Origin of the sequence: Azospirillum rugosum (assembly GCF_017876155.1) — a bacterium.
GTDB lineage: Bacteria > Pseudomonadota > Alphaproteobacteria > Azospirillales > Azospirillaceae > Azospirillum > Azospirillum rugosum.
In genome coordinates this window covers 181,534-200,021 of the sequence record NZ_JAGINP010000012.1, presented here as the reverse complement: position 1 = coordinate 200,021, position 18,488 = coordinate 181,534, and the positions used below count along the sequence as shown (strand labels likewise).

14 protein-coding genes are annotated in these 18,488 nt (G+C 68.8%); 5 read left to right on the top strand and 9 right to left on the bottom strand.

The window, feature by feature from the left end; genetic code table 11:
* Positions 1-6: 6 nt before the first annotated feature.
* A complete protein-coding gene (locus tag J2851_RS17760; protein ID WP_209767720.1) occupies positions 7-903 on the bottom strand; it encodes a LysR family transcriptional regulator in 897 nt (298 codons plus the stop codon).
* 95 nt (positions 904-998) lie between these two features.
* Here J2851_RS17760 and J2851_RS17755 point away from each other — a divergent pair, with 95 nt between their 5' ends.
* A complete protein-coding gene (locus J2851_RS17755; RefSeq protein ID WP_209767719.1) occupies positions 999-1,811 on the top strand; it encodes an NAD(P)H-dependent oxidoreductase in 813 nt (270 codons plus the stop codon).
* Between the two features lie 26 nt (positions 1,812-1,837).
* On the opposite strand, the gene J2851_RS17750 is transcribed toward J2851_RS17755, so the two are convergent.
* The 6 genes from J2851_RS17750 to J2851_RS17725 all read right to left on the bottom strand — a co-directional run bounded on the left by J2851_RS17750 (position 1,838) and on the right by J2851_RS17725 (position 7,824).
* Entirely contained in the window at positions 1,838-2,635 is a 798-nt protein-coding gene (locus J2851_RS17750; RefSeq protein ID WP_209767718.1) for a DeoR/GlpR family DNA-binding transcription regulator, read from the bottom strand.
* A gap of 279 nt (positions 2,636-2,914) precedes the next feature.
* On the bottom strand, positions 2,915-3,985 hold the full coding sequence (locus tag J2851_RS17745) for an ABC transporter ATP-binding protein (protein ID WP_209767717.1): 1,071 nt from the start codon (positions 3,983-3,985) through the stop codon (positions 2,915-2,917).
* Positions 3,986-3,990: 5 nt separating this feature from the next.
* The gene (locus J2851_RS17740; protein WP_209767716.1) at positions 3,991-4,824 is read right to left on the bottom strand and encodes a carbohydrate ABC transporter permease; all 834 of its coding nucleotides are present in this window, start codon (positions 4,822-4,824) and stop codon (positions 3,991-3,993) included.
* A 96-nt stretch (positions 4,825-4,920) separates the two neighbouring features.
* Positions 4,921-5,838 (bottom strand): carbohydrate ABC transporter permease, encoded by a 918-nt coding sequence (locus tag J2851_RS17735; RefSeq protein WP_417281605.1) that lies wholly within the window; start codon positions 5,836-5,838, stop codon positions 4,921-4,923.
* Positions 5,835-7,112 (bottom strand): ABC transporter substrate-binding protein, encoded by a 1,278-nt coding sequence (locus tag J2851_RS17730; protein ID WP_209767715.1) that lies wholly within the window; start codon positions 7,110-7,112, stop codon positions 5,835-5,837. The genes J2851_RS17735 and J2851_RS17730 overlap by 4 nt, the downstream gene beginning before the upstream one ends.
* A gap of 76 nt (positions 7,113-7,188) precedes the next feature.
* Positions 7,189-7,824, bottom strand: a complete 636-nt coding sequence (locus tag J2851_RS17725) for a class I SAM-dependent methyltransferase (protein WP_209767714.1) — start codon at positions 7,822-7,824, stop codon at positions 7,189-7,191.
* A gap of 405 nt (positions 7,825-8,229) precedes the next feature.
* On the opposite strand from J2851_RS17725, the gene J2851_RS17720 reads away from it, so the two are divergent.
* Both J2851_RS17720 and J2851_RS17715 read left to right on the top strand, forming a co-directional pair.
* Positions 8,230-10,440, top strand: a complete 2,211-nt coding sequence (locus J2851_RS17720; protein ID WP_209767713.1) for a cation:proton antiporter domain-containing protein — start codon at positions 8,230-8,232, stop codon at positions 10,438-10,440.
* A 126-nt stretch (positions 10,441-10,566) separates the two neighbouring features.
* Positions 10,567-10,932 carry an RcnB family protein gene (locus J2851_RS17715; RefSeq protein WP_209767712.1) on the top strand — a complete coding sequence of 122 codons (366 nt, stop codon included), beginning with the start codon at positions 10,567-10,569 and terminating at the stop codon, positions 10,930-10,932.
* An 85-nt stretch (positions 10,933-11,017) separates the two neighbouring features.
* On the opposite strand, the gene J2851_RS17710 is transcribed toward J2851_RS17715, so the two are convergent.
* Both J2851_RS17710 and adhE read right to left on the bottom strand, forming a co-directional pair.
* Positions 11,018-12,304, bottom strand: a complete 1,287-nt coding sequence (locus J2851_RS17710) for an MFS transporter (protein WP_209767711.1) — start codon at positions 12,302-12,304, stop codon at positions 11,018-11,020.
* 265 nt (positions 12,305-12,569) lie between these two features.
* Positions 12,570-15,224 carry a bifunctional acetaldehyde-CoA/alcohol dehydrogenase gene (gene adhE, locus J2851_RS17705; protein WP_209767710.1) on the bottom strand — a complete coding sequence of 885 codons (2,655 nt, stop codon included), beginning with the start codon at positions 15,222-15,224 and terminating at the stop codon, positions 12,570-12,572.
* A 549-nt stretch (positions 15,225-15,773) separates the two neighbouring features.
* Between adhE and J2851_RS17700 the strand changes: the two genes are divergently transcribed.
* Both J2851_RS17700 and pyk read left to right on the top strand, forming a co-directional pair.
* Positions 15,774-16,847: an aldose epimerase family protein gene (locus J2851_RS17700; protein ID WP_209767709.1), complete on the top strand. Its 1,074-nt coding sequence runs from the start codon at positions 15,774-15,776 to the stop codon at positions 16,845-16,847.
* Positions 16,848-16,897: 50 nt separating this feature from the next.
* Positions 16,898-18,436, top strand: a complete 1,539-nt coding sequence (gene pyk / locus J2851_RS17695) for a pyruvate kinase (RefSeq protein ID WP_209767708.1) — start codon at positions 16,898-16,900, stop codon at positions 18,434-18,436.
* Positions 18,437-18,488: the final 52 nt, after the last annotated feature.

The following is an 18,488-nucleotide window of genomic DNA, read 5'->3' as shown; positions in this document are numbered from 1 at the left end:
CGCCGGTCACAGGGCGGCGGTGGCCACCAGCCGGTCGCGCAGCCAGCGCTGGGCCGGGTGGTCGGTCGTGCGGTCGTGCCAGACCATGGCCATGCTGAAGCCCGGCACGGGCACCGGCGGCTCCAGCACCCGAAAGCGGGCGGCGCGGTCGCGCGCCACACGCTCCGGCACCAGCGCGATCATGTCCGAGCGCTCGATGATCTCCGGCACGATCAGGAATCCGGGGGCCGACAGGACCACGCGCCGGGACCGGCCGTGCGCCGCCAGCGCCGCGTCGGTCGGCCCGGTGAAGCCGCCCCCGCGCGGCGACACGATGACGTGGTCGAGCGCGCAGAAGGTATCCAAGTCGAGCGCATCGCTGACAGAGGGATGGTCGCGGCGCACGATCGCCACGTAGCGTTCGGCAAACAGAACGCGCATGCGCAGCGGTTCGGGCGCGGCGTCCGGGGTCATCAGGGCGAGGTCGACCTCGCCGCGCTCCATCTGCGCCACGAGGGTGGTCGTGTCGAGCGCGCGGAAGGCGAAGCGCAGCTTCGGAGCCTCGCTGGACAGCGTGAAGGCAAGCGGCATCAGGATCGCGTACTGGACGAAGTCGCTGGCCGCGATCGACACCGCGAAATCCGCGGCGATTGGGTCGAACGACGTCCCCGCAGCGACCACGCCGCGCAGTTCCTCCAGCGCTCGGCGCAGCGGTTCCTGAAGGTCCAACGCCCGCTGCGTCGGGATCATCCCGCGCTGCGCCGGCAACAGCAGCGGATCTCCGAACAGGTCGCGCAGGCGCGCCAACTGCGCCGACAGGGCCGGTTGGCTGAGGTTCAGCCGCTTGGCCGCGCGGGTCACGTTGCGCTCCGCCAGCAGCGCGTCGAGCGCCACGAGCAGGTTGAGGTCGAGGTTCCTATCCATGGCATAGATACCAGCACAGAGATTTCGCGATTTCCAGAATAGCAGGGTGCGGCGCCAGATTGGGTCAGTCCTTTCCAACCCACGGAGCCTGACCCGTGAACGTCTTCCTGATCCACGCCCATCCCGAACCGAAATCGCTGAATGGGTCCCTGAAGGATCTCGCGGTCGAGACCCTGACTGGGCTCGGCCACGCCGTCCAAGTCTCCGACCTCTACGCCATGAATTGGAAGGCGGTCGCCGACGCCGACGATTTTCCGAACCGGGCGCATCCGGACCATCTCAACTACGCCTACGAATCCAAGCACGCCTTCCTCGGCGGCACGCAACGGGACGACATCGCCGCGGAGCAGGCGAAGCTGCTGTGGGCGGACGCGGTGATCCTGCAATTCCCGTTGTGGTGGTACTCGATGCCCGCCATCATGAAGGGATGGTTCGAGCGCGTGTATGCCTACGGCTTCGCCTATGGCGTCGGGGAGCATGCCGGCGAGCGCTACGGCGACCGTTTCGGGGAGGGCAACCTGCTGGGGCGGCGCGCGCTGGTGTCGATGACCGTCGGCGGGCGGGAGTCGCACTACACCCCGCGCGGGGTGAACGGCGCGCTGGATGACGTGCTCTGGCCGATCCAGCACGGCATGCTCTTCTATCCCGGCATGGCGGTGCTGGAGCCCTTCGTCGTCTACCAGGCCAACCGCATCACTCCGGAACAGTGGGCGGACATTGCGGACCGCTACCGCGCGCGCCTGCGCGGCCTGTTCACCGACGCGCCAATCCCCTTCCGGCGGCAGAACGGCGGGCATTATGACGGGCGGCAGGTCCTGAAGGACGGGCTGGGCGGAGGCGAGACGGGGACGCGCATCCACCTGGTGCAGCCGGGCGACCCGCCGGAATACCCGCTGCCGCCGCGGTAAGCACCGCCGGCGAGGATCAGCGGCTCTCACTCCTGGTCCGCGGGCTCCGCGGCGCGTTCGGGGAAGACCTCCTCCACGCGGACGCCGGATTCGCGGCAGATGCGGCCCAGCCGTTCCGACGGCAGCGCGTCGGTCACGAAGGTGTGAATCTGCGAGATGTGGCCGATGCGCACCGGGGCAGTGCGTTCCAGCTTGCTGCGGTCGGCGACGAGGATGACGTGGCGGGCGTTCGCCATGATGGCCTGCGACACCCGCACCTCGCGGTAGTCGAAGTCGAGCAGCGCGCCGGTCTCGTCGATGGCCGACGCGCCGACCACGGCGAAATCGACCATGAACTGGTTGAAGAAGTCGATCGCCGCCTCGCCGACGATGCCGCCGTCCGACCGCCTCACCACGCCGCCGGCCACGATCACCTCGATGTGCGGCTCGGGCCGCAGGAGGTTGGCGACGTTGATGTTGTTGGTGATGACCACCAGCCCCGACCGGCCCTGGAGCGCGCGCGCCACCTCCTCCGTCGTCGTGCCGATGTTGATGAAGAGGGAGGAGTTGTCGGGCACCAGCTGCGCCGCCCGCTGCCCTATGGAGCGCTTCTCCTCCTGCGCGATCAGCCGCCGCGCCTCGTAGCCGAGATTCTCGATGCCGGATCCGGCGACGGCCCCGCCATGCACCCGTTGCAGCAGGCGCCGGTCGCACAGCTCGTTCAGGTCCTTGCGGATGGTCTGGGGCGTGACGTTGAAGCGCGACGCCAAATCCTCCACGACCACGCGCCCCAGGTTGCGGGCGATCGCCAGGATCTCGGTCTGCCGGGCTGTCATCATCTCCATGTCGCGCCGAACCCCTTCCAGCCTCCAGGGCAATTGCCCACGGAAATGGATCCATTCACAGAACGACCGTCATCCCCGCGAAGGCGGGGATCCAGGGCTTCGCACAAGGCGCACCTATGGAAAGCTCTGGATCCCCGCCTTCGCGGGGATGACGGGTGTCTTTTGAGAGGAACAGGTCCCCTCCAGTGCGATGGCTTCCATCTTCTGCCTATTCAAGCAGCAACCCAGGTTCGCCGGCAAGTTCATTCGAAAGCAAAGGCCGCGCCCTGATCCACAGCGTCAAAGCCTCTGCCCCACATCGTCGAAGAGGTGCGCGGTTTCGCCGCGCAGGTTCAGGCGCAAGCGGTCTCCAGCGCTAATGGGAATATCCCCCTCCATGCGCACCAGCATGCGCTGGGCGTCCTCCAGCGCGACGTGGCAGTGTGTCTCGCCGCCCAGCCGCTCCACCGCCAGGACGGTGGCCGGCATCCCCTGCTCCGCCACCCCGACATGCTCCGGACGCACGCCCAGCGTCAGGCGCGTCCCGGCCGGGGGCGGCGCGCCATCCACCGGAATCCGCAGGGTGGCTCCGCCCGGCAGCGCAATGGTCACCGCTCCAGCCTCCGCCGTCACAACAGCGACCTCCAGGAAGTTCATGGCGGGGGAGCCGATGAAGCCCGCCACGAAGCGGTTGCGCGGCCGGTGATAGAGGTCGAGCGGGCTGCCCACCTGCTCCACCCGGCCGGCGTTCAGCACCACGATGCGGTCGGCGAGAGTCATCGCCTCCACCTGGTCGTGGGTCACGTAGATCATGGTGGCGCGCAAGTCCTCCTTCAGCTTGGCGATCTCCATGCGCGTCTGCACGCGGAGTGCGGCGTCCAGGTTCGACAGCGGCTCGTCGAACAGAAAGACCTTCGGCTCCCGCACGATGGCCCGGCCGATGGCGACGCGCTGGCGCTGCCCGCCCGAGAGGTCGCGCGGCTTGCGCTCCAGCAGGTTCTCGATCTGGAGCAGGCGGGCGGCGGCGCGCACGCGCTCCTCGATCGTGCGCTTGTCCGTGCGCGACAGGGTCAGGCCGAAGGCCATGTTGTCGTAGGCGGTCATGTGCGGGTAGAGCGCGTAGGACTGGAACACCATCGCAATCCCGCGCCTGGCCGGCGGCAGGTCGTTCACCAGCGCGCCGTCGATGGACAGGTCGCCATCGCTGAGGTCCTCCAGCCCGGCGATCAGGCGCAGCAGGGTGGACTTGCCACAGCCGGACGGGCCGACGAAGGCCACGAACTCCCCGTCGCGGATGTCCAGGTCGACGCCGTGGATCACCTCGAACCGGCCGAAGCTCTTGCGCACCCCGCGCAGCGTGACGGCGGCCATCGGCGTCAGCCCTTCACCGCGCCGGCGGTCAGGCCGGACACGATGCGGCGCTGGAAGACCAGCACCAGCGCGATCAGCGGCACCGTCACGACGACGGAGGCCGCCATGATCTGGCCCCAGGGAAGCTCGTACTGGCTGGCGCCGGACATCAGCGCGATGGCGACCGGCACGGTGCGCGCCTCGTCGGTCAGGGTGAAGGTCAGGGCGAACAGGAACTCGTTCCAGGCGGCGATGAAGGCGAGCAGCCCCGTCGCCGCCAGCGCCGGCCCCATCAGCGGCAGGAACACCCGCGTCACGATCACGAAGGGCGACGCGCCGTCCACCATGGCGGCCTCTTCCAGCTCCTTGGGCAGCTCGCGCATGAAGGTGGTCAGCACCCACACCGTGAAGGGCAGCGTGAAGATCATGTAGGACAACACCAGCGACCCCATCCGGTTGTAGAGGCCGAGCCAGCGCACCAGTTCGAACAGGCCCGACAGCACGGCCACCTGCGGGAACATCGACACGCCCAGCACGACCAGCAGAAGCAGCGTCCGCCCGCGGAACCGCACCCGCCCCAGCGCGTAAGCCGCCGCCACCGCCAGCCCCAGCGAGAGTGCTACCACCGACAGGGAGACGCCCAGCGAGTTCAGGATGTTCCGCCCGAAGGGCTGCTGGCTGAAGATGGCCCGGTAGTTGTCCAGGGAGGGCTGCGAGGGCCAAGCCTCCACCGTGAACAGCGCGCTCCCCGCCTTCAGCGAGGTGACGATCGCCCAGTAGAAGGGAAACACCGCGTAGACCACGATCCCCAGAACAAGGATCCCGAAGGCGATGCGTCCGGCGGTGCGTCGAAGGCGCATGGTCTTTCCCTTGGTTTCAGCGATTCACCACAGAGGCACGGAGACACAGAGAAACAACGCCCTCTGTGTCTCCGTGCCTCTGTGGTTCAAACTCCATCATCGCCCCGCCTCGAACCGCACCCGCCCCAGCGTGATCGCCGCGACCGTGGCCAGCGCCAGGATCAGCACCAGCAGCGTCGCGGCGGCGGAGCCGTAGCCGACGTCCTGGAAGTCGATCAGGTATTGCCGCGCGTAGACCGACATCGACATGGTCGAACGGCTGTTCCCGGTCAGCACATACATCAGGTCGAACACGCGCAACGCGTCCAGCGTGCGGAACAGGACCGCGACCATCAGGGCCGGGCGGATCAGCGGCAGCGTGATGCGGAAGAAGACCTTGACCGGATGCACTCCGTCCACCCGCGCCGCTTCGTAGATGTCCTGGGGCAGCATCTGCAGGGCGGCCAGGATCAGCAGCGCCATGAAGGGCGTCGACTTCCACACGTCCACCGCGATGACCACCGGCAAGGCGAGGTTCGGATCCGCCGTCCAGGCCTGCGGCTGGGCGATGACGCCGATCCCCAGCAAAGCCGCGTTCACGACGCCGTAGAGGTCGTGGAACATCCAGCCCCACATCTGGGCGGACACGACGGTCGGGATGGCCCAGGGGATCAGCACGGCGGCACGCAGCAGCCCGCGCCCCGGCAGGTGCGCGTTCAGCGTCAGCGCGACGACCAGCCCCAGCGCCGTCTCCAGCGACACCGACACCACCGTGAACAGCACGGTGTTCCACACCGCCCGCCACCAGACCGGGTCCCGCATCAGCCACAGATAGTTGTCGAGCCCGACGCGCGCGTAGGCGTCCAGCGTGGCGAGCGTCGCGTCGGTGAAGGAGTAGTAGACGGTGCGGACCAGCGGCCAGCCCGCCACGGCGGCCAGCACCACCAGCATCGGCAACAGGAACAGCCACGCCGAGCGGCGGCGTTGCCTTGTCAGATCGGATGTCTTCAGGCCGGACGCCCGCGCACCGGTCACCAGCGCCCTCCCCGGCTGATGCGGACCAGCGCCTCCTTCAGCCGGGCCAGCGTCTCCCCGGCGGGTTGCATGCCGCTCAGAACCTCGTGCGTGTCGCTGTAGAACTCCGACGAGACCTGGTTGTAGCGCATGCCCGTGGCCTGGGCCGGCCGGTTGACCGTGCTGCCGATCGACTTGGCGAGATCCGCGAAGAAGGGGTTGGCGGCCAGAACCTGCGGATCGTCGTACAAGGCCGGAATCGTGGGGTTGGCCCCACCCTGGATGGCGCGGCGCTTCTGCTCCTCCGGGCTGGTCAGGTGGCGGGCGAGGTCCACCGCTTCCGGAACATGGGCGGAGAATTTGCTGACCGCCAGCAGCTGCCCGCCCAGCGTCGCCGCATGCCGGCCATCCGGCCCGCCTTTCGGGAGCGGCACGACGGCGACCTTGCCGCGCACCGGGCTGTCCGGCCCGTCGACCAGCGTCCAAGCGTAGGGCCAATTGCGCATGAAGACGGCGTTGCCGGACTGGAAGACGCCGCGCGCCTCCTCCTCCATGTAGTTCAGGACGCCGAGCGGGCTGATGCTGTTGATCCAGCCCCGCGCGATGGTCAGCGCCTCGACGGCGCGCGGGTTGTCGATGGTGATGGTGCCGTCGGGATCGACGATGGTGCCGCCGTTGCGGCTGGCGATCCATTCCAGCGCGTTGACCGTCAGCCCCTCATAGGCGCGGCCCTGCCAGACGTAGCCCCACATCCGCTCGTTGCCGGCGGCGCGCTCCGCCTTCTGGATCAGGGCGGCGGTCTCCTGAAGCTCCTCCCAGCTTTCCGGGGCCGGGCGCTGGTGCTTGTCCAGCAGATCCTTGCGGACGTAGAGCAGCCCGACATCGGCGAACCAGGGCAGAGCCACCAGCCGCCCCTTCACCGTCGCCGCGTCGATCATCGCCGGCAGGTGTTGGGCGATCGTCTCCGGATCGACCGTCTCGCGCAGGTCCACGAAATAGGCGCCGAGGATGCCCGGCCAGACCACGTCGATCTGGAAGACGTCGATGTCCGCCGACCCGGCCGCGAGAAGCTGCTGGTAGAGCGCCAGCTGCTCCCCCGCCCCCTTCGGCGGGGAGACGAAGCGCACCTCGTTGCCGGTGCGCTCCGCCCAGCTTCGCGCGCCGTCCCGGCAGAGGTCCGACGCGATGCCCAGCCCGCTGCAGGCGAGCGTGACCGTCGCCCCGGCCGCCATGGCGGGAAGGGCCGTGGGCGCCGTCAGCAACCCGGCGAGAAGGAACGCCCACAGCCGCGCCATCGGGGTCCACTCCGTTCAGCAACGGATGGGAAACCCCATGGCCGCGGTCAGGTTCCCGCGCCTTACGCCCCCACCCTTATGCCAGGGCGTCGGCCTGGCGGCGGCAGTGCAGCAGGCTGAACAGGCCGAAGGGCGGGACGGTCTGCAACTCCTCCACCTTCAGGCGGGAGCCGGACATCAGCGTGTCCAGCGTGAAGTCCGGGCGCCAGCCCAGCTTCTTGGAGAAGGGCGCCATCCAGTTCTCGACCGAACGGCGGATGCCCGGCTTGTCGGCGGCGAAGTGGTTGACGATCAGGATGTCGCCGCCCGGCTTGCAGACACGCTCCAGCTCCAGCATCGTGCCCTGCGGGTCGGGGACGACCGTCATCACGTACATGGCGACGACGAGATCGAAGCTGCCGTCGGCGAAGGCCAGCTTACCGGCGTCCATCTCCAGCAGGCCCTCGACATTCTCCAGCCGCTCCCGGTCCACGCGCTCCTGCGCGACGCGCAGCATCTCGGTGGACAGATCGATGCCGACGACCTGGTTGTCCTTGCGGTAGTCCGACAGCGAGATGCCGGTGCCGACGCCCACCTCCAGCACGCGCAGTCCGCCTCGCCGGTTGATCCAGCGGACCGCGGCGTGGCGGCCCGACGCCAGCAGGTTCCCGAACACCGGGTCGTAGAAGCGGGCGTAGCGCCGGTAAGCGGCGCGAATGGAGTCGGCGTCCATTGTGGCTCCCTCTCGTTTCTTGGGACGCGACCATAACGGCCTTTCGTCAGGCATGAAAGCCGCGGAGCGCGAAAGTGTTCCAGCCACCCCCGCCGCTCCGCCGGAATCCCCGGCCTTTCGCCCGGCCGGAAGCGCGTGATCCGCCCGGACGGGGGCGCCCGGCGCGGCGCGGCACCGACCGCCGCGGGCGACTCGAACCGACCGTTCAGCATACCGCTTTTCCCCCGGGCAACAGGGCGTCCCGGAGCGCCATCGGCCGGTCGTCAAAAGGAACCAACCCGCCGTCCCGTTGTCGAAGAACGGCCCTTCACCGATCGCGCCGGTCACCATGGTCCAGCCACGCCCTCCCCGCCCAAGCCCCCACCACCGCCGGACGGAGCGCACGAGTTGAGGACGCCTCGGCTCTTGCCCGCCGTCATAGGCGTTGCGGCGCTGCTCGCCGCGGGGACCGCGCTCGCGGCGGGCGGCGGGGGCGGCCCGTCGGAGGCGGTCTTCGTCGCCCAGCTGGTCGTGCTGATCCTGCTCGGGCGGCTGCTCGGGGAAGGCATGCAGAGGGTCGGGCAGCCGGCCGTGATGGGCCCGCTGATCGCGGGGATCCTGCTCGGCCCCTCCGTCTTCGGCGCTCTCTGGCCGGCGGCGCAGCACGCGCTGTTCCCGGCGGACCCGGGGCAGAAGAGCATGCTGGACGCGGTGTCGCAGCTGGGCGTGCTGCTTCTGCTGCTGCTCGCGGGGATGGAAACGGACCTGTCGCTGATCCGCCGGGTGGGGCGCGCCGCCTTCAGCGTGTCCATCACCGGAATCGTCGTGCCCTTCGCCTGCGGCTTCGCGCTGGGGCAGTTCCTGCCGGAAGCGATGCTGCCCAGCCCCGACCAGCGCCTCGTCACCTCGCTGTTCCTGGGCACCGCCCTGTCGATCTCGTCGGTGAAGATCGTCGCGATGGTGGTGCGCGAGATGGGGTTCATGCGCCGCAACGTCGGGCAGGTCATCCTCGCCTCCGCGATCATCGACGACACCATCGGCTGGCTGATCATCGCCATCACCTTCAGCGTCGCCTCCCAGCAGAGCTTCGACTGGTCGTCGCTTGCCGAGAGCGTCGGCGGCACCCTGGTGTTCCTGGCGGTGTCGCTGACGGTCGGGCGGCGGCTGGTGGCGACGCTGATCCGGTGGACGAACGACCATTTCGTCAGCGACGCGCCGGTTCTGTCGCTGGTCGTGGTGCTGATGGGGCTGATGGCCCTGATCACCCACGCGATCGGCGTCCACACCGTGCTGGGCGCCTTTGTCACCGGGATCCTCGTCGGCACCTCCCCCATCCTGACCCGCCGCATCGACGAGCCGTTCCGCAACGTCACCACGGCCCTGTTCATGCCGGTGTTCTTCGGCGCCGCCGGGCTCAGCGCCGACCTGACGATCCTCACCCAGGGGCCGTTGCTGCTGCTCACCATCGGGCTGGTGCTGATCGCCAGCCTGGGCAAGTTTGCCGGGGCGTTCGCCGGCGGGTGGGTCGGCGGCATGAAGAGCCGGGAGGCGCTGGCGCTCGCGGCGGGCATGAACGCCCGCGGCTCCACCGAGGTGATCGTCGCCAGCATCGGTCTGGCGATGGGCGCGCTGACGCAGGACCTGTTCACGATGATCGTCACGATGGCGATCCTGACGACCCTGGTAATGCCGCCGACCCTGCGCGCCGCCCTGCGCCGCCTGCCGCTCGGCCGCGACGAGAAGGCCCGGCTGGAGCGCGAGGCCTTCGAGGCCAAGGGCTTCGTCCCGCGGATCGAGCGCATCCTCGTCGCCGTGGACGAAAGCCCGCCGGGACGGCTGGGCGCCCGGCTGGCCGGCATGCTGGCGGGCTTGCGCGGCCTTCCGGTCACGGTGGTGGAATTCGGCAACGGGTCGGGGCCGGCGGCCTCGGATGGCGCCGGCCCGCAGGACGTCGTCGCCGACGCCGCGCATCGCGCCCAGGAGCAGGTCGCCAAGCCGGACGACGCGCCGGAGGCGGTCGAGGTGCTCGCCCTCGACCAAGCCGCCCCGGCCGAGGAAACCGTCGCCGAGGAAGCGGGCAAGGGCTACGACCTGCTGATGATCGGGCTGGACGAGTCCGGAACCCGTCCCGGCGACTTCCCCGAGGCGGCGTCGCGGACGGCCGGCCGCTTCGACGGCGCGCTCGCCGTGGTGGCGGCCCGCGGCGATCACCGGGAAGCCCCGCTGGAAGCCCGGCTGAACATCCTGGCCGCGGTGACGGGCACGGAGCTGTCGCGCCGCAGCGCCGAGGTCGCCCTGGCGCTCGGCCGCGCGGCCAACGCGCCGGTCACCATCCTCTATGTCGGCACCGCGGTCGTCCGCACGGTCAACAGCGACCACGCCGCCGCACGGCGCGACGAGGAGACGGCGCTGGCCGAACTGTCCGGCATCGCCGCACGCTACGGCCGTTCCGTCCGCACGCTCGCCCGCGCCGACGGGGCGGCCGAGGAAACCATCCTGCGCGAGGCCCGGCGCGCCGGGAGCAACCTGATCGTCATGGGCGTCAGCCGGCAGGCCGGCGACGTCCTGTCCTTCGGTGCGGTGGCCGCGAACCTGCTGGAGCGCTCCGACCGGTCGCTGGTTTTCGTGGCGAGCTGAGGCAGCTTAAGGGTCGTTACACTCTGTTACCAATTAGGGTGGCGGCGGACATGGGCCTGCAACGTATTCGGCGCATCCTCTGGGGCATCGGGACCAGAGCCCGATCCCACACTGAGGATGCTGTCCATGAAGCGCACCCTGCTCTCCGCCATCGTCGCCGCCGTCGCCCTGACCAGCGTGGCCGGATCGCCGGCCATGGCCCAGGGATGGGGACCCGACCACCGGGGCCCTGACCGGTACGAGCGCGAGCATGGCGGCCCGCGCGGGCCAGAGCCACGCCATGTCGAACGCCGGGTGGAGCATCGCTGGCATCCGGGTGACCGCCTCGACCGTCGCGTCTACACGGAGCGGGTCGTGATCACCCGTCCGGCCGCCCATCACCTGCACCCGGCCCCGCGCGGCCACCGCTGGGTGCGCGTCGGGTCGGACGCGATCCTGGTCGTCGCCACAACCGGCCTGGTCGTGAAGGTGGCGCCGGGCATCTTCCGCTGATCGGAAGGGCGGCCGTCAAAAAAATGCGCCCCCCGGGAGAGGAACCCGGGGGGCGCTTTCGTTTCGGCGTGAGGGAGGTGCGTCGTCAGTCGGCGCTGGCAGCGTTCGCCGGGAGGGTGGGCGCCGCGGCACCCTTGCCCCGCTGCCCCAGCACCAGGGCGATGATCGCGAAGGCGGTCAGGTCGAAGACCGAGAGGCAGGCGAACAGCGGCTCGTACCCGATGGTGTTGGCGAGCTGGCCGATGATCAGCGAGAAGATCATGCCGCCGAGGTAGCCGGCCATGCCGCCGAAGCCGGTCGCGGTGGCGACCTCCTGCTTCTCGAACGTGTCGGTGACCAGGGCGTAGAGCAGGCTCGAGAGCATCTGGTGGGCGAAGGCACCCATGGAGAACAGGAAGATCGCGGTGATCGGGCTGACGGCGAAGCCGATGAGCGCCGGGCCGATCATGCACACCGCGCCAATGCCGACGCCGGCGATGCGGGAGTTGACCAGCGTCATCTTGAAGCGCTTGGCGAAGAAGGGCGACAGGTAGCCGGACAAGATGCAGCCCAGGTCACCGAACAGGAAGGGCAGCCAGGCAAACAGGGCGAACTGCTTGATGTCCATGCCCCGGGTGCTGACCATGTACAGCGGGATCCAGAAGCTGAAGGTCTGCCAAGCCGGCTCCGTCAGGAAGCGGGCGGCGGCGATCGCCCAGAACTTGCGCTTGCCCAGCACCTTCTTCACCGACGGCTTGGCGAGCTGGGTGTGCTCCTGACCGTCCAGGATGTAGGCGTGCTCTTCCTTGGTCAGGCGCGGATGGTTCTCCGGGTTGCGGTACAGCGACACCCACAGGAAGGACATGGCGACGCCGAGCAGGCCGGTGACGATGAAAGCGACCTGCCAGCTGTAGGTGACGGACAGCCAGATGACCAGCGGCGGGGCGACCATGGCACCGACCGAGCTGCCGGTGTTGAACCAGCCCGTGGCGATGGAGCGTTCCTTGGCCGGGAACCACAGGGTCGAGGTCTTCACGCCCGAGGGCATGGCGGCGGCTTCCGAGACGCCCAGCAGGCCGCGGAAGAAGGCCATCGACTGCCAGCCGCCGGCGAAGGCGTGCAGGGCGGCGGCGGTGCCCCACAGGAAGGCGAACATGAAGTAGCCGAGCTTCAGCCCGATCAGGTCGGTGATGTAGCCGGCGACCGGCTGCATCAGGCTGTAGCAGAGCTGGAAGGCGCTGACGACGAAGGAGTATTCCTCGGTCGTGAAGTGCAGTTGTTCCTTCAAAGTGGGAGCGAGGATGCCCAGCGTGTTGCGGTCGATGTAGTTGACGATCGTGCCGAGCATGACCAGGGCGAGGATTTGCCACCTCAAGCCGCGGATCTTTTTCATGTCTTCCTCACTTGGCTGCCCTTCGACAGCGCCTGGGTACTCGCCGGCGGCCCACGTTGGGCTTCGGCGTATTGCGTTGGTGTCCTTGCGCCCGTCATAGCGCTGCGAACCCGTGGGTGCGTTATACTAATATATTAGTGACGGCCGCAAGGACGAACTCGGGTTCGGAACCCGTCTGGACACTTTGCCGCAGGATTGGTCTTACCAGTGGGTTTGGCCAGTCAGCTGCGCGCCCTTTGGGACGCGCAGCCACCGGTCGAAGCGGTCAGCGGGAATGGACGAGCGACACGGCCTTGCGGTCGGTCTGCGGCTGTTCCAGCGCGGCATCCGCGTAGGCACGGCCGTAGTAGCTGTCCAGCAGAAGCTGCCGGATTTCGCTGACCAGCGGGAAGCGCGGGTTGGCGCCCGTGCACTGGTCGTCGAAGGCGGCCTCCGCGATGCTGTCCAGCTTGGCGAGGAAGTCCGCCTCCGGCACGCCGGCCGCCTGGATCGACGGCGGGATGTCCAGCGTACGCTTGAGGTCCTCCACCCAGCCGATCAGCTTCTCCACCCGCTCATGGTCGCGGCTGCCGCCGAGGCCGAGGTGCTTGGCGATTTCCGCGTAGCGCGCCACGCCCTTGGGTCGGTCGTACTGGCTGAAGGCGGTCTGCTTGGTCGGGATGTCGGCCGCGTTGTAGCGGATGACGTTGGCGATCATCAGCGCGTTGGCGAGGCCGTGCGCCAGGTGGAACTCCGCCCCCAGCTTGTGCGCGATGGAGTGGCACACGCCGAGGAAGGCGTTGGCGAAGGCGATGCCGGCCAGGCTGGCGGCGTTGTGCACCTGCTCCCGCGCCTTCGGATCCTTGGCGCCGTTGACGTAGGCCGAGGGCAGATGCTCCTTCAGCAGCTTCAGCGCCTGGAGCGCCTGCCCGTCGGTGTATTCGTTCGCCAGGACGGAGACATAGGCCTCCAGCGCGTGGGTCACCGCGTCGATGCCGCCGGCCGCGGTCAGCGACTTCGGCATGTCCATGACCAGGTTGGCGTCGATGATCGCCATGGTCGGCGTCAGTTCATAGTCGGCGATCGGGTACTTGATGCCGGTCCGCTCGTCGGTCACGACGGCGAAGGGCGTCACCTCCGACCCCGTGCCCGACGTGGTCGGGACGGCCACAAACTGCGCCTTCACGCCCAGCTTGGGGAAGGTGTAGATGCGCTTGCGGATGTCCATGAAGCGCAGGGCCAGATCCTCGAAGGCGACGTCCGGCGCCTCGTACATCACCCACATGATCTTCGCCGCGTCCATGGGCGAGCCGCCGCCGAGCGCCAGGATCACGTCCGGCTGGAAGGCGTTGGCCAGCGACAGCCCCTTGCGCACCACCGCCAGCGTCGGGTCGGCGTTGACCTCGAAGAAGGTCTCCACCTCCAGCCCCAGGCCCTTCAGGATGCGCGCCGTCTCGTTGACGTAGCCCTTCTCGAACAGGAAGCGGTCGGTGACGATCAGGCAGCGCTTCTTGCCGCGCAGTTCCTCCAGCGCGAAGGGCAGGCAGCCGCGGCGGAAGTAGATGGACTTGGGCAGCTTGTGCCAGAGCATGTTCTCGGCCCGCTTGGCGACGGTCTTGCGGTTCAGCAGGTGCTGCGGCCCGACATTCTCCGAGATGGAATTGCCGCCCCACGACCCGCAGCCCAGCGTCAGCGACGGCGCGAGGCGGAAGTTGTAGAGGTCGCCAATGCCGCCCTGCGAGGAGGGCGTGTTGATCAGGATGCGCGCCGTCTTCATGCGGTCGCCGAAGACGCGGATGCGCTCCGGCTGCTGGTCCTGGTCGGTGTAGAGGACGGAGGTGTGGCCGATGCCGCCCAGCGCCACCAGCGCCGCCGCGGTGTCGCAGGCCTGAGTGAAGTCCTTCGCACGGTAGAGCGCCAGGGTCGGCGACAGCTTCTCGTGCGCGAAGGCCTCCTCCTCCGACACGTCGGAGACCTCGGCGATCAGCACCTTGGTGGCGGACGGCACGGTGATGCCGGCCATCTCGGCGATGGATTGGGCCGACTGCCCGACGATGGCGGCGTTGAGGTTGCCGTCCGTCAGCAGCACCTTGCGCACCGCGACGGCTTCCTCGGCCGACAGGATGTGGCCGCCGTGCTTGGCGAAACGGTCGCGCACCGCGTCATAGACGGAGTCCACGACGATGGCCGACTGTTCCGACGCGCAGACGACGCCGTTGTCAAAGGTCTTGGACATCAGGATGGAGGCGACGGCGCGCTTGATGTCGGCAAACTCGTCGATCACCGCCGGGGTGTTGCCGGCGCCGACGCCGATCGCCGGCTTGCCCGACGAATAGGCCGCCCGCACCATGCCCGGCCCGCCGGTGGCGAGGATCAGGTTGATGTCCGGGTGGCGCATCACCGCGTTGGACAGTTCCAGCGACGGTTCGTCGATCCAGCCGATGATGCCCTCCGGCGCGCCGGCCTCCACCGCGGCCTGCAGCACCAGCCTTGCCGCCTCGCAGGTCGCCTTGCGGGCGCGGGGGTGCGGCGAGAAGACGATGCCGTTGCGCGTCTTCAGGCTGATCAGCGCCTTGAAGATGGCCGTGGAGGTCGGGTTGGTGGTGGGAACGATGGCGCAGATCAGGCCGACCGGCTCCGCGATCGTCATGATGCCGTATTCGGGATCCTCTTCCAGGACGCCGCAGGTCTTCTCGTCCTTGTACTTGTTGTAGATGTATTCGGACGCGAAGTGGTTCTTGACGACCTTGTCCTCCATCACGCCCATGCGCGTCTCCTCCACCGCCAGCTTGGCGAGCGGGATGCGGGCGTTGGCGGCGGCGAGTGCTGCGCTGCGGAAGATGCGGTCGACCTTGTCCTGCGGGAAGTCGGCGTAGATCCGCTGCGCGTCCCGGACGGTGGCGATCAGGTCGTTGAGTTCGGCGAGCGTGGTGACGGGCATGCTGATTTTCGCCTCGGTAGAGGCGCCTCATCAGGTGACGCGCGCACAGGCGTCCCGGTCCGGCCACCGCATGAGAGCGGGGCGATCCGATGGAGCGTGTATCCGGGAATGCCGGCGCCGGGCCTCAGGATCCGGCGATCGCGCGGGGATGGTCGAAGCCTTTCGGATCAGGCTCGGCGACCGTTCGATGGGGTGACTATGGCGCCCGCCCCGGTGCGGCAACATGACCCAGGTCAAACGTTTCGTACACTGCCCGTTTTCGGTCACACCGCTGTCGCGCCCTCAAACCCTCTCCCAGCCCCGCTGGGAGAGGGAGGGACCCATGCGGAGCATGGGTGGGTGAGGGCAAGGTCTTCCCAAGAAACCAAGCCCTCACCCTCCTACTTCGTGGGCCCCTCCCTCTCCCGCCGGAGGCGGGAGAGGGATAATTCGCCACACCTGCGACAAAGGATCCCGGCGGGCCGTTCCACCCCAAATCCCCTTTGCCATGCACACTGATATATTAGTATAGCAATGACGCACGAACCGTTGGGCAAGGATATCCGGACCATGTCGCACCATGTCGAACTCCGGCGCGAGAATTTCCGCACGACCGTCGATGGCAGGCCGGTGGACCTGTTCACGCTGCGCAACCGCAACGGCATGGTGGTGCGCGTCACCAACTACGGCGCCAAGATCGAGCAGCTGCTGGTCCCCGACCGCAACGGCACGCTCGGCGACGTGGTGCAGGGCTACGAGACCATCGAGCAGGTGATGAACGGCCAAGCCTCCATGGGCTCCTTCATCGGCCGCTATTGCGGGCGCATCGCGCAGGGGCGCTTCCTGCTGGACGGCGTGGAGCAGCACACCAGCGTCAACAACCCGCCCAACACCCTGCACGGGGGCACGCGCGGTTCCCGCTTCCGCGTGTTCGACGCCCGCCAACTCGACGACGCCAGCCTGGAGCTGACCTACGTCTTCCAGGATGGCGAGGAAGGCTTTCCCGGCACCCTGCCCGTCCGCCTCGTCTATTCGGTGGACGAGGACAACGCGCTGACCATCGCCTGGACCGCGGTGGCGGTGGACAAGACGACCGTCGCCAACTTCACCGACCACACCTTCTTCAACCTGTCGGGCGACGCCGGCGCGTCCATCCTCGACCACGTCGCCACGGTCAACGGCAGCCGCTACCTGGCGCTCGACGCGACCGGGGCGCCGACCGGCGAGCTGGTGGACGTGACCGGCACGCCGCACGACTTCCGCTCCCCCACCGCGCTCGGCGCCCGGATCGATGCCAAGGATCCGATGCTGGCGCAGGGCAAGGGCTACGACCTGCATTACGTGGTGGACAAGCCGGCCGGCGCGCTGGCCGTCCACGCCCGCGTCCTGCACCCGGCCAGCGGACGGACGCTGGAGGTCCGCTCGACCGAGCCCGGCATCCAGCTCTACACCGGCAATTTCCTGGAAGGCAAAGCGCCGCGCGACGTGGGCAAGGGCAACACCCTCTACACCCGGCACAGCGCCTTCTGCCTGGAACCGTCGCATTTCCCCAACTCGGTCAACGTGCCGAGCTTCCCCTCCACGGTGCTGAAGCCCGGCCAATGGTACGCGGGCCGGATCGTCTACGCCTTCGGCGTCTCGTGACGCGCCGCCACCGCGACCCCAACCATTCCTCTTGCGGAGCCAGTTCCGACATGACCACAGGATCCCCGATCCGGCGCTTCCGGCAGACGAAGATCGTCGCCACGCTGGGCCCGTCCTCCTCCTCCCCCGCCATGATCCGGTCCCTGTTCGAGGCCGGCGTGGACGTCTTCCGCCTGAACTTCAGCCACGGCACGCACGCCGACCACGGTGAGCGCCTGCGCGCCATCCGCGCGTTGGAGCAGGAGATGCAGCGCCCCATCGCCGTCATGGCCGACCTCCAGGGGCCGAAGCTGCGGCTGGGCACCTTCGCGGATGGCCCGGTGACGCTGACCGTCGGGCAGCGCTTCCGCCTGGATCTGTCCATGGTGCCCGGCGACACCACGCGGGTCGGCATGCCGCACCCGGAGATCTTCGCCGCCCTCCGGCCGGAGACCGACCTGCTGCTCGATGACGGCAAGGTCCGCCTGCGTGTCGTCGATTGCAGCCTGGAGCACGCCGACACCATCGTGGTCGCCGGCACCCGCCTGTCCGACCGCAAGGGCGTCAACGTCCCCGACGTCGTGCTGCCGCTGTCACCTCTGACGGCCAAGGACCGCGCCGACCTCGTCTTCGCGCTCGACCAGGGCGTGGACTGGGTGGCGCTCTCCTTCGTGCAGCGTCCGGAGGACGTGGCCGAGGCGCGCAAGCTGATCGACGGCCGCGCCGCCCTGCTGTCCAAGCTGGAAAAGCCGCAGGCCATACAGCACCTGGAGCGCATCGTCGAGCTGTCGGACGGCGTCATGGTGGCCCGCGGCGACCTTGGCGTCGAGATGCCGCCGGAAGACGTGCCGAGCCTGCAAAAGCGCATCGTCCACGAGGCGCGGCTCGCCGGCAAGCCGGTGATCGTCGCCACGCAGATGCTGGAATCGATGATCAGCGCCCCGGCCCCGACCCGCGCCGAGGCGTCGGACGTGGCGACGGCCATCTTCGACGGCGCCGACGCGGTGATGCTGTCGGCGGAGACGGCGTCGGGCAGCTACCCCATCGAGGCCGTGTCGATCATGGACCGCATCGCGCGGCGCGTGGAGACCGACCCGCTCTACCGCACCATGATGGACGCCTCGCACGCCGACCCGCAGGAGACGGCGTCCGACGCCATCACCGCCGCGGCCCGGCAGGTCGCCCACACCATCCACGCCGCGGCGATCGTCACCTACACGACCAGCGGCTCCACCACCCTGCGCGCCGCGCGGGAGCGGCCGGAGGTGCCGATCCTCTGCCTGACCGCCAGCGCCGCGGCGTCGCGCCGGCTGGTGCTGGCCTACGGCGTGCACAGCGTGCTGACCGAGGACGTGCAGAACTTCTCGGACATGGTGCACAAGGCCACGCGGATCGCCTACCTGCATGGCCTCGCCGACGACGGGCAGCGGCTGGTCATCACCGCGGGCGTGCCCTTCGGCATGCCGGGGTCCACCAACATCCTGCGCATCGCCTGGGTCGAGCGGCCCACCCGGCCGGCTGGTTCCGCGGCCCGTAACGCGCAGGAAGCGCCGTCCGATCTTCAGTCTGCAAATCAATTGACACCGGTCATGGCCGGCGTCGAGGACTGACCTAGGATGGCACCGCGCCGATGCGGCAAATCCGCGCGCATCGGCGCTCTTT